The following is a 14,560-nucleotide window of genomic DNA, read 5'->3' as shown; positions in this document are numbered from 1 at the left end:
CCTGGCCGGCGGCCGTGGTCAGCGGCCGGACAGCAGGGCGGCGATGACGGCGCAGCCCTCGCGGACCTCGGCCAGGGACGCCGAGCCGTATCCGATGACCACCCCGTGGTGGCGCACCGGGCCGTGGTGGTGCCGTTCGGTGGTGTCCAGCAACACGCCACGCTCGGCCGCCGCGGCGACCAGGCGGCCCACCTGCCCGGCGGGCAGCCTGAGGAAGACGTGCAGGCCGGCGGAGTCGCCGCTCACCCGCCCGCCGAGGATCTCCACGATGGCGGCGCGGCGGCGCGCGTAGGACAGCCGCGCCCGTCGCAGGTGGCGGTCCAGGTCACCGCGTTCGAGCAGCACCGCGACGGCCTCCTGGACCGGGCCGGAGGTCCGGTCGGCGAGCTCCACGCGCACGCGGGCCAGCTCGCCGAGCAGGGCGGGCGTCGCCACCAGCCAGCCGATGCCCACGTCCGGCGCCAGCGACTTCGACAGCGTGCCGAGCAGGACGACCCGTCCGGGGTCCAGGCCGTACAGGGCCGGCAGGGGCGCCACGTCGTAGCGGAACTCGGCGTCGTAGTCGTCCTCGACCACGGTGGCGCCGGTGCGGCGGGCCCAGGCCAGCAGCCGTTCGCGGCGCGGGATGGGCAGCCTGCCGCCCAGCGGGTACTGGTGTGCGGGCGTGGTGTAGAGGATGCGCAGGTCGTCGGGCAGCCCCTCGGTCAGGACGCCCTGCTCGTCCACCGGGCACGGGGCGATGCGGCCGCCGCGCGCGGCGATGATCGAGCGGGCCTTGCCGTACCCTGGCTCCTCCACCCCGGCCCGGTCGCCCGGTCGCAGCAGGGCGGCGGCGAGCAGGTCGAGCCCGTGGCCGGTGCCCCGGGTGACCATCACGTTCTCCGGGCCCACCGGGACGCCCCGCGCCCTGCGCAGGTGGCCGGCCAGCAGTTCCCGCAGGCGGGGATGCCCGTAGGGGTCGATGACGTCGCAGGGCGGCCGGTCGGCGGCCCCGCGCCAGGCCCGCCGCCAGGCCGCCCGGTCGTAGTCCCGCACCCATGGCCGGCCGGGCCGCAGGTCGACGACCCCGGCGTCCGGCACGTCCTGCGCGCCGGCGGCGGCGAACACCGTGTCCCGCCCCGCCCACCCGGCCGCCGGGCCCGCCGGTCCGGCGGGTGCCCGCGTCGCCGGGCCGTTCCCGGAGGGCGCCCCTTCGGGCGGCCCGTGCGGGGCGCCGCCGGCCGGACGGGCGACCCCGGCCGGGGGCGCGTGCGAGGCGCCGCCGGCCGGACCGGCGATCCCGGACAGGTCGGCCACGTAGGTGCCCGAGCCGTGGCGTCCCTCCAGCCAGCCCTCGGCGTACAGCTGCTGGAAGGCGTCGGTGACGACCGTGCGGCTCACGCCGAGCAGCCGCGCGAGCGCGCGGCTGGACGGCAGGCGCTCTCCCGACCTGAGCATGCCCGTGCGCATGCCGGCCCGGAGCTGGTCGCCGAGCTGCACCGTGAGCGGCACGGACGCGTCCCGGTCGAGGACGAGGGGAAGGTCGACGTGGAGCGGCAAGTGGTCTCCTGAAACGGCGCGCCAGTGGACCTGCACCACAGGTCCACTTCTTCGTACGGTAATCGCATGCTGTCCTCGACCTCGCGCACCACCCTCAGGCGCGGCAAGCGCCGCGGCCGCACCGACCGTTCCGAGCTGTACGCCGTCCTGGACGCCGGGCTGATCTGCCACGTGGGCGTGGTGGTCGACGGCTCGCCCATGGTGGTTCCCACCGGGTACGGCCGCATCGGCGACACGCTCTACCTGCACGGATCGACCGGCGCCGCGTCGCTGCGCGCGGGCGGGGAGGTCTGCGTGACCGTCACCCATCTGGACGGCGTCGTGCTGGCGCGTTCGGCGTTCCACCACTCGGTGAACTACCGCTCGGCGATGATCTACGGCACGCCGCGACCGGTCGAGGACGCCGACGAGCGGCTGGCGGGGCTGCGGGCGATCACCGAGAACCTGGCGCCCGGCCAGTGGGAGGCCACCCGGCCACCGGACGGGAAGGAGCTGGCGGCCACGGCGGTCGTCGCGCTGTCCCTCGCCGAGGCGTCGGTGAAGGTGCGCCAGGGGCCTCCTGTGGATGACGAGGAGGACTACGCGCTTCCGCTGTGGGCGGGGGTGCTGCCGCTGCGGGTGAGCTGGGGGGAGCCCGAGCCCGACCCGGCGCTGCCGCCGGGGACGCCGGTGCCCGCCCACATCGCCGGCAGGGGGCGGCCGGACGCCGGGTGACCGCACGGAAAAGAGCCCTGGACGACCGCGCGGAAGGCCGGGCGTAAAGCGCCGCCGGGCCGCGCCCATCGCTGACAATGGCGCCGACAATATAGCAAATATCCATTTAAACATCACGGATCAGCCACGTCGCCATTAGGCTTCGTTGTCGCGTCATGGGTGGGGGCCCGGCCACAAAAGGAGACCGCATGGACGGCCAGAGCGGGGCATGGCGAGTCCCCGGATATACCGAGATTCGTGACCTGGGCAGCGGAGGGTCCGGACGTGTCGTCATGGCTCGCTACGACGCGGACCAGACCTACGTCGCGATTAAGTACCTGTCCGACGAGCTGTGCGCCGACCCGGGGTTCGTCGTCCGTTTCCGCCACGAGGCGCGGCTGCTGGAGCTGATGGACAGCCCGCACGCCGCCCGGTTCTACGAGTACATCGAGCACCAGGGCGGCGCCGCCATCATCATGGAGCTGGTCAACGGCGTCTCCCTGCGCGCGATGCTGCGCTCGGAGGGCCCGACCGGCGCCGAGGCGGCGCTCGTGCTGCTCAAGGGGTCGCTGCTGGGCCTGGCCACCGCGCACGCCAGCGGCGTCGTGCACCGCGACTTCAAGCCCGAGAACGTCGTCATCGAGGGCACCGGGGACAGCAAGCTCATCGACTTCGGCATCGCCGTGCGCTCCGGCGACGGGGTCAGCGGCGCCGGTACGCCCCCGTACATGGCGCCCGAGCAGTGGGCGGGCGCTCCCGCCGGCCCCAGCACCGACGTCTACGCCGCGACCATCGTCTTCTTCGAGTGCCTCACCGGCACCCGCCCGTTCCAGTCGCGCAACATGGCGGCGCTGGCGCGGCAGCACCAGGCGATGCCGCCGCCGGTCGAGCAGGTTCCCGCGCCGCTGCGGGGGCTCATCGAGCGCGGCATGGCCAAGCGCGCCTCCGAGCGGCCCGCCACCGCCGACGCGTTCCTGGCCGAGCTGGAGGACGTCGCCCTCCAGGCGTACGGGCCCGACTGGGAGGACAAGGGACGCCGCCGCCTGGCCGCGCTGGCGGGGCTGCTCGCCCTGCTGTTCCCGCTGGTCGACGAGCTGCCCGGCGCCAGCACCTCGCTGGCTGAGACCGAGCTCGGCGGCGTCCGCCGGGGCCTGAGCAAGCTGAGCGTCAAGCTCATGGTGGGCGCCGTGGGCCTGGCGGTCGTCGCGGCGGGCGGCGCGGTCCTGGTGGGGACGCTCGGCGACAGCTCGCTGCAGGCGCAGACGACGACCACCACGCCGTCGGCCACGCCCGCCATCGCCGGAGGCTCGCCTGAGCCGGCGATCGCCGAGTCGCCGGCGCAGGAGCCCTCCGAGGAGCCGACGGAGCAGGCGGAGGAGTCCGAGAGCCCGACGGCCGAGCCGACGGCGGCCCCGCCCCAGACCACGGCCGCCGCGGTCCCCTCGACCGCCCCCCAGCCCACCGCCACCAAGACCTCGCCGAAGCCGAAGCCCTCGCCCAGCAAGAAGCCGACGAAGTCCGCCAAGCCCTCGGCCTCGGCCAAGCCGAGCCCGTCGGACAAGCCCGACACCTCCGATCCCAACGTGGACGACACGCTGCCCTCCGGCAAGCCCAAGCCCACCCCGACTCCTCGCCCGACCCAGCAGCCGCCCCAGCCCTCCCCCGAGCCGTCGCCCAGTCCCTCGACACGGCCCTCGGAGTCGCCGTCGTCACCGCCGCCGAGGGGCGACGTCGGCGACACCCCGTCGCCCGAGACGACCCCGCGGGGGGACGCGGTGGGCGTGCTGGCGGTCGGCCTGGTGACGACCGGGGCGGTTCCCGCCACACTTGTCCTCAGACAGCGCATGGCGGGACGGCACCGGAGGCGGCGGTAGATGCCAGATGGCGAGAGCATCGCGGGATACCGGCTGACGGGCCGATCTCGCGCCGGTGAGACCGGCACCTGGACCGACGCGGTCACGCCGGACGGCGGACGCGGCGGGGTCCTGTGGATCGATCCCGGGGTCCTGGTGGACCCCGGGGCACGCGACCGGGTCGTCGCCGAGGTGACCGCCGACCGGCGCCTGACACGCGGCGGCGTCGCGGGCCTGGTGCCGATCACCGACCTGGTCGCCGCCCGGGGACAGGTGTGGCTGCTCACCGCCCGGCCGGGCACGCCGTCGCTGGCCGAGCTGATGCGGGCCACGGCCTCCGGCCCGGTCCCCGACGCCGGGAGCGCGGCCACGATCCTGGTGGAGACCGCGCAGACGCTGCTCGCCGTCCACTCGGCGGGCCTGGTGCACGGCGCGCTGCACGCCGGCACCGTGGTGATCGCCGATGACGGCACGGCGCTGCTCGCCGAGCGCGGGCTGGTCCCGGCGCTGCGCGGCGCGCACGCCTCGGTGGAGCGCGACCTGGCCGCGTGGGCCTCGCTGGCCCGCGGGCTCGCGGCGGCGTGGGCGGCCGGCGACCAGCAGGCGGCGCGGCTGTTCGACCGCGCGGCGGCCACCGCGACCACCCATGGCATGGGCGCCGCGCGCGACGCCCTGGTCAACGGGCGCGACCTGCTGCCCTCGGGGTTCGCCACCCGTGAGCGGCTGGTCCAGACGATCCAGTGGTGGTCGGCGTCGGCGGTGCCCACCGGGCAGCCCCCGCACCTGCCCCCGTCGCCGCAGGGCGTGGACACCGGCGAGGTCGTGACCCTGCTGTACGTGCCGGCGGGCGCCGGTGAGCGGCCGGCCCACCCCGCGGCCGAGACCGGGCAGGCCCCGCCCGCGGCCACGACGCCGGCCGGCGGCGAGATGCGGTTCGGCCCCGGGGTGCCCGCGGACACGACCGCCGCGCAGATCTGGCGGGCCGGACGCGAGCAGCCCACCGTGGCGGCCGCCGAGCGGCTGGCCGCTCCGCGCAGGCGGCGGCGCCGGCGCGGCGGCTTCGTCGGGTCCGCCGTGCTGTTCGCGCTGATCCTGCTGGCCGCGGCCTTCCTGTGGTTCCAGCGCGGCGTGCCGCTGTCGGTGACGGCGGTCCAGGTCAGGCAGCCGAAGGCCGCCGGGTGCGACACCACCGTGAACGTCGTCGGGGTGCTCACCACGAACGGGTCGGCCGGCCAGGTCTCCTACGAGTGGCTGCTGAGCAAGCAGAAGCCGATCAAGCACACCGACGCCGTGCCGTCCGGGCGGTCCAGCCACGAGGTCACCCTCGAATGGGACGTGAGCGGGCACGGTACCCGGAAACTGACGGCGCGGCTGCGCGTGTTGTCGCCGGTCGGCGCCTCGGGCGCCCCGATCGAGGACGCGGCGACGTTCACTTATAAATGCTGACCGCGCAGATCGCTCGCCAAATGCGCGTAATAACGGGGATGTCACTATTCTGACGACATGACGCAGACCCCCGCCGGCTGGTACCCGGACCCATACGGATCACCGCAACTGCGGTGGTGGGATGGCACGCAGTGGACCGACGCCACCCACCCCCTGGAGGCCTCCTCGGGCCAGGCCCCGGTGACGACCGGCCAGTGGAGCCGGCCGGAGGGCACGCCCCAGCAGGGCGCGGGGTCCGCGCCGGACGACTCCTCCCAGGCGTCCCGGACGGGCGGCTCCCCGCCGGGCGCCGACACCCCGCAGGACGCGCCCCCGCAGCCGGGGACCGGTCCGCAGACGGGGCCGCAGACGGGGCCGCAGCCTCACCTGGGCGCGGGCGGCACCGGCCCGTACCCGCGGCCCGGGGCCACCGGCCCCCAGCCGCAGCCCGGGGCGATCGGCGGGCAGCAGGGCACCGGGCCGTACCCGCAGCCGGGCGCGCCCGGCCCCGGGGGACAGCAGGGCACCGGGGCGCACCAGCAGCCCGGCGCCTTCGCCCCGCCCGGCGGGCAGCCGCAGTTCGGCGGGCCGGGCGGCCAGTACGGGCAGCCGCCGGGCCAGTACGGTCAGCCGACGGGTCCGTACGCCCAGCCCACCAGCGCCTACGGCCAGCCGGCCGGGCAGTACGGGCAGCCGGGACAACCAGGGCAGCCGGGCCCGTACGGCGGGCCGCAGCAGTGGGGCCCGCCCGGGGCCACGGCCCAGATGCCGGTGCCGGAGTTCGGCCCGCAGGGGCCCCCGCCGCCGAAGAAGAGCCCGCTGCCGTGGGTGCTCGGCGGCGGCGCCGTCGCAATCCTCGTGGTCATCGCCCTGGTGCTCGCCTTCACCTTCGTCAATCGCGACGGCACCCCGACCGCGGCGTCGACGCCCCTGCCGAGCGAGACCGCGGAGCCGTCGGCCCCGGCCACCGACCCGCCGCTGGACACCCCGACCCCGGATCCGAGCGTCACGGACTTCCCGGCCCAGCTGCCCCCGCCGAAGGGCGACACCATCACCGACCCCCGCAACGGGCTGTCCTTCACCTTCCCCGGCGGCAAGTGGTCGGTGCCGACGTGGGCGGAGCTGAACGGCACCGGGCGGCCCGACCCGCGCTTCCCGCTGTGGACCAGCGGCTACCAGGCCACCTCGCAGAAGAACTACGACGGCCAGGACCACGACTGGGTGGGCACGGTGACGGTGTGCACGCTCCCCCAGGTCTTCGACTACTCGGGCCCGCAGGACCTGCGCAACGCGGCCGGGAGCTTCCTGATCAACTACGAGAAGCTCTTCTACAGCCCGCCGCACAAGCGCAAGATCGTCAAGGACGAGAGCTTCGAGGTCAGCGGCAAGAAGGCGTGGATGCTCAGGTTCGAGATGGACTTCACGCCCGAGGCCAAGAAGGCGGGCTGGGACTTCAAAAAGGAGCACGGGGTGATCGCCCTGGTGGACCAGGGTCTGGGCAAGCGACCTTCTGTCCTTTACGCCTCCGTACCCGACAATTTGGACACATCGCTGATCGATCGCGTACTGGACTCTCTCAAGGCCTCATGACCGGGCACTACGCTGAGCATTATGAGTGACCTGTTGGTCTGGATCGACTGTGAGATGACCGGGCTCGACCTCGGCCATGACGCGCTCGTCGAGGTCGCGTGCGTCGTGACCGACGGCGAGCTGAACCAGCTGGACGAGGGCATCGACGTCGTCATCAAGCCGCCGCAGGAGGCGCTGGAGCAGATGTCGGAGGTCGTGCGGCAGATGCACACCTCCTCCGGCCTGCTCAGCGCCCTCGCGGACGGCGTGACGCTCGCCGAGGCCGAGTCGCTCGTCCTGGCGTACATCCAGCGGCACGTGCAGGAGCCGAAGAAGGCGCCGCTGTGCGGCAACTCCATCTCCACCGACCGCTCCTTCATCGCGCGCGACATGCCGGCCGTCGACGCCTACCTGCACTACCGCATGGTGGACGTCTCCTCGGTGAAGGAACTGGTCCGCCGCTGGTACCCACGGGTCTACTTCGCCTCCCCGGCCAAGCAGGGCGGCCACCGGGCGCTGGCCGACATCACCGAGAGCGTGCAGGAGATGCGCTACTACCGCGCCGCCGTCTTCGTGCCGCAGCCGGGCCCCGACACCGCCACCGCACGTGAGGTGGCGGAGGCCATAACCGGATCTTGACGCGGCGCGGCACCAGAACCCCCCAAAGCCCGCTACACTTTTCCTGTGCCGCGGCGATGACCGCGGACATGGTGGGTGTAGCTCAGTTGGCAGAGCGCCAGGTTGTGGTCCTGGATGTCGTGGGTTCAAGTCCCATCACTCACCCCAGCGGTCGATGGCCGGTCCCTCTCGGACCGGCCATCGCGCTTTCACGGCGTCACCGCCCTCTCCATCGCTTTCGCGGAAAGTGAGCATTTCTCGGACTGGCTGGCCCCCAAAGGCCGCGATGGCGGGCTATGCTCGCAAAAACCGCACACCGCCAGCGCGGGGGGCTCGGCGATCAGACAATGATTCGTGCCACGGAGGCCGGATGAGTGTCGATGACGCCACTTACAACGAGCACGCGCACGCCGGGCTGAGCAAACGCGAGGCCGAGGTGATGGACCTGATCGCGACGGGCCACTCCAACGGTGAGATCGCCCAGCGGCTGTTCCTGAGCGAGAAGACCGTCAAGAACCACGTGAACCGCATCTACTCCAAACTCGGGGCCGACTGCCGGATGACGGCCATCGGCCTGTGGAAGGCCAACTCCCCCGCCCGCCCGCCCACCTGACGGACGAACGGCACGCCGGCCACGGGGAGGCGGCCGGCGTGGCACCCGCGGCCCGACGTCGGGCGACACACCCCGCCCGCGACCAGCACGGTGACCACGAACGTTCACCGGGCGCGGTCCTCCATCCCGGCCACGTGCTGTAGGTGATCGGCGCCGGGTCGGCGGGTCGTGGTACGGCGAGGCCGGCGCCGGCTACGGCGGACGACCCGGCGACGCTTCGCGGGCGGCCTGTCCGGTGGTCAGGCGGGCACGCGGAGGGCGTTCGGGGTGGTTTCGCGGACGGTGGTCAGGGTCCGGGTGAGCGCTGCCAGGCCGTGGGCGATCTCCTCCGCGGTGACCGAGAGTGCGGGGCGCAGCCGCACCGACCGCTCGCCGCAGGGCAGCACCAGCACGCCCTGGTCCTCGCGCAGCGCGCGCACGACATCGTCACGGCGGTCCGGCACGTCGAAGGCGCACATGAGCCCGCGCCCGCGCGCGGCGCGGACCAGGCCGGGGAACCCGGCCTCCAGCTCACGCAGGCCGCCGAGCAGCCGTTCGCCGAGCTCCGCCGCGCGCGCGATGAGGCCGTCCCGCTCGATGATCTCCAGCATGCGGCGCGAGCGGACCATGTCCACCAGCCCGCCGCCCCAGGTGGAGTTGATCCGCCCGCTGACCTGGAAGACGTTACCCGGCACCTCGTCCACCCTGCGGCCGGCCATGATGCCGCCGACCTGGGCCTTCTTGGCGAATGCCACGATGTCGGGGGCCAGGCCGAGCTGCTGGTAGGCCCATGGCGTGCCGGTGAGCCCGACGCCGGTCTGCACCTCGTCCATGACGAACAGCGCGTCATGCTCGTGGCACAGGCGCTGGACGGCCAGCAGGAACTCCGGCCGCATGTGGTTGTCGCCGCCCTCGCCCTGGATCGGCTCGGCGATGAAGCAGGCGATGTCATGCGGGTGGCGGTCGAAGGCCGCGCGCGCCTGGGCGAGCGCCCGTTCCTCGGCCGCCTCCACCTCGCCGAAGTGGATCGCGGGCACCTCGACGCGCGGCCAGTCGAAGATCGGGAAGCGCTCGGTCTTGACCGGCTCGGTGTTGGTCAGCGACAGGGTGTACCCGCTTCGGCCGTGGAAGGCGCGGGTGAGGTGCAGGACCTTGGTGCCCAGCTCGCGCGGACGGCCGTGCGCCTCGTTCCGGCGGCTCTTCCAGTCGAACGCGCACTTCAGGGCGTTCTCCACGGCGAGCGCGCCGCCTTCGACGAAGAACAGGTGGGGAAGCGCGGGGTCGCCCAGCACCCGGGCGAAGGTGTCGGCGAAGTCGGCCAGGTGGCGGGTGTACATGTCGGAGTTGGCCGGCTTGTTGGCGGCCACCCGGCCGAGCAGGGCCAGGAACTCCGGATCGTCGTCGAAGGGGTTGACGCCCAGCGGCGCGGAGGCGAAGAAGGTGTAGAAGTCGAGGTAGCGCCGGCCGGTGCCGGCGTCCACGATCCACGATCCCCGGCTCCGGTCGAGGTCGAGTTCGAAGCGGTAACCGTCGACGAGCAGGTGGCGGGCCAGCCGGTCGAGCACGCTCATGTGCCCTCCCCATGAGGAGCCTCTCCGATAGTCGGCAAGAATATTCCCGGCCGAGTCCATGATTATGTGGAAGTCCTCCGGTACATCCGGCTTACCACGCGGAATCATGCAGGACAGGCGACCCTCCGGCGGGCGGAACGGGCGACGGCGGAACGGTCAGACCGCGTGCGCGGCGGGGCCCGCGGCGCTCCCCCTGCGCGCGCTCTCGCGGACCCGGTAGGCCTGCAGCAGCAGCGAGGCGCCGTAGAGGATGGCGAACAGGCCGATCAGCCAGGTCAGGGCGAGGGCTCCGGAGGCCGGCCAGGCGAACAGCAGGATGCCGAAGATCACCGCGAGCACGCCGCTGACCAGGTACGCCCAGTCGGTCTCGCCGGCCTTGCGCCGGGCGACCGCGGCGACGATCTCCGACACCCCGATGACGACCGCGTAGGCGGCGATCAGGATGAGGAGGGCAAGCGCCGTGATGCCCGGCCAGACCCAGGCCACGATGCCGGCGACGATCGCCAGGACGCCCGAGATGGCCAGCCAGGTGCGCGAGTCGCGGGGATGGACGCCGCGGAAGGCGCCGAACAGGGCGAAGGCCCCGCTGACGATCGCGTACGCGCCGAACAGGATGACCAGCGTGAGCAGCGTGATCAGCGGCCACACGACGGCCAGGACGCCGAAGATGATCGCGCACGCGCCGCGCGCCGCCTGCACCCACCAGTGACGGCCCATCTCTGTCCAGTGACGGCCTGCCTGGCCGCTGACCTCATGCATGTCGAATCTCCCCCGTCGAGCTACCGTTCCGTTCCTATCCGGAAAGACCCTGGTAACAGACCAAAAAGTCGCCAAATGCTGTCTACCTGCCGCCAAGTCGGGCTATATCGTCTGAAGTCTGGGATGTATCGGTGAGGAACCTGGAGGGGATGCCCGGTGTCGCTCCGCGAAGCCGCCAAGGACCTGGGCGAGGAGCTCGTCCGGCTGCGCCACGCCCTGCACCGCGAGCCCGAGCTCGGCCTGGACCTGCCGCGGACCCAGGAGAAGGTGCTCGGCGCCCTCGCGGGACTGCCCCTGGAGGTGACCACCGGCGAGCGGCTCAGCTCGGTCACGGCGGTGCTGCGCGGCGGGCGGCCCGGCCCGACCGTGCTGCTGCGCGGCGACATGGACGCCCTGCCCGTCTCCGAGCGCAGCGGCGCGGCGGTGGTCTCGGCGCTGCCCGGGCGGATGCACGCCTGCGGCCATGACCTGCACACCACCATGCTCGCCGGCGCGGCCCACCTGCTGGCGGCGCGGCGCGACCGGCTCGCCGGCGACGTGGTGTTCATGTTCCAGCCCGGCGAGGAGGGCCAGGGCGGCGCGAAGATCATGATCGACGAAGGCGTGCTGGACGCCTCGGGACGGCGCCCGATCGCCGCCTACGCGCTGCACGTGATCAGCTCGGTGCTGCCGCGCGGCCTCTTCGTCAGCAGGGGCGGGCCGATCATGGCGGCGGCCGACCGGCTGAAGGTCACGGTGCGCGGCAGGGGCGGCCACGGGTCGATGCCGCACCGGGCCGCCGACCCCATCCCCGCCGCCTGCGAGATGGTCACCGCGCTGCAGACGATGGTGACGCGGGGCTTCGACGTGTTCGACCCGGTGGTGGTCACCGTGGGCAGCTTCCACGCCGGCACCGCCGACAACATCATCCCCGAGGAGGCGACGTTCGAGGCCACCGTGCGGTCGTTCTCGGCCGCCGCGCACGGCCGCGTCCAGGAGCGCATCCTCACGCTGCTCAAGGGCATCGCCGCCGCGCACGCCCTGGAGGTCGACGCGGAGTACGACGTCAGCTACCCGGTGACCGTCAACAGCGCCGCCGAGGCCGACTTCACCGGGGACACGGTGCGCGAGGTCTTCGACGAGCACCGTTACATCACCGCGCCGCAGCCGTTCACCGGCTCGGAGGACTTCTCCTTCGTCTGCGACCAGGTGCCCTCGGCCTTCGTCGCCCTCGGCGCCTGCCCGGACGGGGCCGACCCCGCGCGGGCGGCCTACAACCACGCGCCCGAGGCCGCCTTCGACGACACGGTGCTGCCCGATGGCGCGGCCCTGTACGCCGAGCTGGCCGAGCGCCGGCTCGGCCTCGAGGCGGCCACCGCCTGAGCGCGCCGTCCCCCCGCCCGCGCCGCCGGCCCGGGCGGGCGGCGGAGTCGGCCACCGGGATCGGGACGGCCGCCGCCACGGCGCCGCGCACGAGCTGCGCTGGACGGCCTCAGAGAGCGCCCAGGAAGCGGGCCGCCACGGTGGCCGCCGCGCCCGCCCCCGCGCCGCCGTGCTCGACGAAGACGGCGAACGCCAGGTCCCCGCGGTAGCCGACGAACCATGAGTGGTCCTCGCCCGTCCCCGTCTCGGCCGTGCCGGTCTTGCCCGCCACCCCGCCGGGCAGGGCGGAGCCGGCGGCCGTCCCCTCGGTCACGACGGCCGCCATCATGGACCTGAGCTGCGCGACGACCGGGCCGGGCATGCGTCTCGGCTTCGGCCGGCCGTCGATCTCCAGGCGCTTGACGGCCTTCTCCGACATCAGCCGGGGCGGGCGCCAGGTGCCGTCCCGGACCGCCGCGGCGACCAGGGCCATGCACAGTGGGGTGGCCTGTACCGAGTTCTGCCCGATCGCGTCGGCGCCCAGCTCGTCGCGGTCGCCGGCCCTGCGCATCGTCCCGCACGTCCCCCCGATGCCCGACTTCAGGTCGCCGCCGAACCCCAGCTCCGTCGCCTCCCGCCGGAGCGCGCCGTCGCCCAGGCGCTCGACGGCGAGCCGGGCGAAGGTCGTGTTGCACGACAGGGCGAACGCCCGGCGGAGGCTGACCGTCCCGTGGTCCTGGTCGTCGTGGTTGGTGAAGGTGCGCCCGTTCGGGATGGTGTAGCGGGCGGGGCACGGCACCGGGGTGTCGGCGCTCATCCCGTCGCCGAGCAGCGCCGCCGCGGTGACGATCTTGAAGGTGGAGCCGGGCGGGGCGGGCTGGTAGAAGGCGCCCTGGCCGGCGAGCCGGTCGGCGACGGCGAGCACCTCGCCGGTGGACGGCCGCACCGCGACGACGGCCGCGGGCCGGTCGAGCCCGTCGAGCGCCCGGGCGGCCGCCGCCTGCGTCCACCAGTCCAGCGTCGTGCGGAAGGTCCGCTCGGCCGGCCGGCGGAACACCACGAAATTCCTTGACCTGCCTGCGGAGGTGCCGGCCTCGATCGCCCACCCCGCCGACGGTGCGTCGTAGAAGTCGTCGACCTTGCCCGACAGGTCACGGAGGTAGGTCTCGGCGCCGCTGGCGTGCGGCAGCGGCCGTCCCTGCCGGGTCAGCAGTTCGGTGCCCGGCACCGGGATCTCCGCCAGGCGCAGTCGTTCGCCGGCCGCGACGCCGGGGTGGAGCGTCTGCGGCGTCCAGACGACCTTCCACGCGCCGTCCCTGACGGCCAGATGGAGCACCGAGGAGAACCGCCACTGGCCGAGCTCGCCGATCTGCCGCACCCCCTCGAACGGCAGGTCGGCGGCCCGCTCGCCGTGCCGCACCAGCGTGCCGGGGGTCAGCTTGATCGACAGCACCTGCAGGTCGGTGCTGAGGCGGCGGTGCTGGTCCAGGAAGTCGGCGGGCGGGGAGAACACCATCTCCCTCATCGAAGGCAGGTTCTCCGCCGCCCAGGCGTCCAGGTAGGCCCGCCCCGCCGCCTCGGGGGTGCCGGTGATCCGGCGCGCGTCCAGCACCAGCGCCACCAGGGAGGCCGCGATGATGACGACGGTCACCCCGAAGAGAGCGAGCAGTCCTCGGCGGCGCATACGGTTCTCCCAAGAGTGCCGGGTATGGCACATCCCGATATATCAGAACCATGGGAGACCGTGTGGGGAAGCGTAAGGCCGAGGCGGGCCCCATGCCCGGCCGCTACCCGGTGGACATGGGCGAGGTCGAGCTGCTGCGCGACCTGGACCGGCCGCACGGCTGGCTGCTGAGCATGGCCGGGGTCCCTCAGTCGTACGTGGACCTGGAGGACCCCACCTACCTCGACTTCGAGTACGTCCGGCTGATGGCCGACGTGATCGACGCGATCGAGGAGGGTCCGCTGGACGTGGTGCACGTGGGCGCGGGCGCCTGCACCCTGCCCCGGTACGTCGCGGCGACCCGGCCCGGCTCGCGGCACATCGTGATCGAGCCGGACGCGGCGCTGGTGCAGCTCGTCCGCGACCAGTTGCGGCTGCGGTCGGTGCCCCGGCTGAAGGTGCGGGTGGCCGACGGCCGCAGCGCCGCCGCCGGCCTGCGCGACGCCTCGGCCGACCTGTTCATCCTGGACGCCTTCAGCGGCGCGACGATGCCGGTGGATCTGGCGACCGCCGAGTACATGGGCGACATCGCCCGCGTGCTGAAGGAATCGGGCACCCTGCTGGTCAACATCGCCGACGGCAAGGGGCTGGCCTTCGCGCGCCGCGTCGTCGCCACCGTGCGCGGCACCTTCCGCCACGTGGCGCTGCTGGCCGAGCCGGGCATCCTGCGCGGGCGCCGGTTCGGCAACCTCATCGTGACCGCCTCGGCGGCGCCGCTGCCGCTGCCCGAGCTGACCCGCAAGGCGGCGGGCGGCCTCACCCAGGCCCGGTGCGTGTACGAGGAGGACCTGGTGAGGTTCGTCGCGGGCGCGGCGCCGATCAGGGACGGCGACGCGGTGCTCACCCCCGTCCCGCCGCCCGAGCTCTTCACCTGACG

General features: G+C 73.7%; 12 protein-coding genes and 1 tRNA gene. 9 read left to right on the top strand and 4 right to left on the bottom strand.

The window, feature by feature from the left end:
* Positions 1-18 precede the first annotated feature (18 nt).
* Complete coding sequence (locus ABZU32_RS33555; protein ID WP_354928689.1) at positions 19-1,539, bottom strand: PLP-dependent aminotransferase family protein; 1,521 nt, start codon at positions 1,537-1,539, stop codon at positions 19-21.
* Positions 1,540-1,605: 66 nt separating this feature from the next.
* Here ABZU32_RS33555 and ABZU32_RS33550 point away from each other — a divergent pair, with 66 nt between their 5' ends.
* The 7 genes from ABZU32_RS33550 (at position 1,606) to ABZU32_RS33520 (ending at position 8,310) form a co-directional block, all read left to right on the top strand.
* A complete protein-coding gene (locus ABZU32_RS33550) occupies positions 1,606-2,253 on the top strand; it encodes a pyridoxamine 5'-phosphate oxidase family protein (RefSeq protein WP_354928686.1) in 648 nt (215 codons plus the stop codon).
* Positions 2,254-2,408: 155 nt separating this feature from the next.
* The gene (locus ABZU32_RS33545) at positions 2,409-4,106 is read left to right on the top strand and encodes a serine/threonine-protein kinase (RefSeq protein ID WP_354928683.1); all 1,698 of its coding nucleotides are present in this window, start codon (positions 2,409-2,411) and stop codon (positions 4,104-4,106) included.
* Positions 4,107-5,531 (top strand): hypothetical protein, encoded by a 1,425-nt coding sequence (locus tag ABZU32_RS33540; protein ID WP_354928680.1) that lies wholly within the window; start codon positions 4,107-4,109, stop codon positions 5,529-5,531. It abuts the gene before it with no gap.
* Positions 5,532-5,588: 57 nt separating this feature from the next.
* Positions 5,589-7,100 (top strand): DUF2510 domain-containing protein, encoded by a 1,512-nt coding sequence (locus tag ABZU32_RS33535; protein ID WP_354928677.1) that lies wholly within the window; start codon positions 5,589-5,591, stop codon positions 7,098-7,100.
* 21 nt (positions 7,101-7,121) lie between these two features.
* A complete protein-coding gene (gene orn, locus ABZU32_RS33530) occupies positions 7,122-7,718 on the top strand; it encodes an oligoribonuclease (protein ID WP_354928674.1) in 597 nt (198 codons plus the stop codon).
* A gap of 71 nt (positions 7,719-7,789) precedes the next feature.
* Positions 7,790-7,865, top strand: a tRNA-His gene (locus ABZU32_RS33525).
* 202 nt (positions 7,866-8,067) lie between these two features.
* Positions 8,068-8,310, top strand: coding sequence for a response regulator transcription factor (locus ABZU32_RS33520; protein ID WP_354928671.1), 243 nt, complete (start codon positions 8,068-8,070; stop codon positions 8,308-8,310).
* 239 nt (positions 8,311-8,549) lie between these two features.
* Here ABZU32_RS33520 and lat read toward each other — a convergent pair whose 3' ends face one another.
* Positions 8,550-9,860: an L-lysine 6-transaminase gene (gene lat / locus ABZU32_RS33515; RefSeq protein ID WP_354928668.1), complete on the bottom strand. Its 1,311-nt coding sequence runs from the start codon at positions 9,858-9,860 to the stop codon at positions 8,550-8,552.
* A gap of 156 nt (positions 9,861-10,016) precedes the next feature.
* Complete coding sequence (locus tag ABZU32_RS33510) at positions 10,017-10,619, bottom strand: HdeD family acid-resistance protein (RefSeq protein ID WP_354928665.1); 603 nt, start codon at positions 10,617-10,619, stop codon at positions 10,017-10,019.
* A 156-nt stretch (positions 10,620-10,775) separates the two neighbouring features.
* Between ABZU32_RS33510 and ABZU32_RS33505 the strand changes: the two genes are divergently transcribed.
* A complete protein-coding gene (locus tag ABZU32_RS33505; RefSeq protein ID WP_354928662.1) occupies positions 10,776-11,981 on the top strand; it encodes a M20 family metallopeptidase in 1,206 nt (401 codons plus the stop codon).
* 109 nt (positions 11,982-12,090) lie between these two features.
* Here ABZU32_RS33505 and ABZU32_RS33500 read toward each other — a convergent pair whose 3' ends face one another.
* The gene (locus tag ABZU32_RS33500; protein ID WP_354928659.1) at positions 12,091-13,644 is read right to left on the bottom strand and encodes a penicillin-binding transpeptidase domain-containing protein; all 1,554 of its coding nucleotides are present in this window, start codon (positions 13,642-13,644) and stop codon (positions 12,091-12,093) included.
* 92 nt (positions 13,645-13,736) lie between these two features.
* Here ABZU32_RS33500 and ABZU32_RS33495 point away from each other — a divergent pair, with 92 nt between their 5' ends.
* Positions 13,737-14,558, top strand: coding sequence for a fused MFS/spermidine synthase (locus ABZU32_RS33495; protein WP_354928770.1), 822 nt, complete (start codon positions 13,737-13,739; stop codon positions 14,556-14,558).
* Positions 14,559-14,560: the final 2 nt, after the last annotated feature.

Source organism: Sphaerisporangium sp. NPDC005288 (assembly GCF_040607475.1).
GTDB lineage: Bacteria > Actinomycetota > Actinomycetes > Streptosporangiales > Streptosporangiaceae > Sphaerisporangium > Sphaerisporangium rhizosphaerae.
The sequence above is the reverse complement of the archived record's forward strand: the minus strand, read 5'-3'. Positions and strand labels throughout refer to the sequence as shown.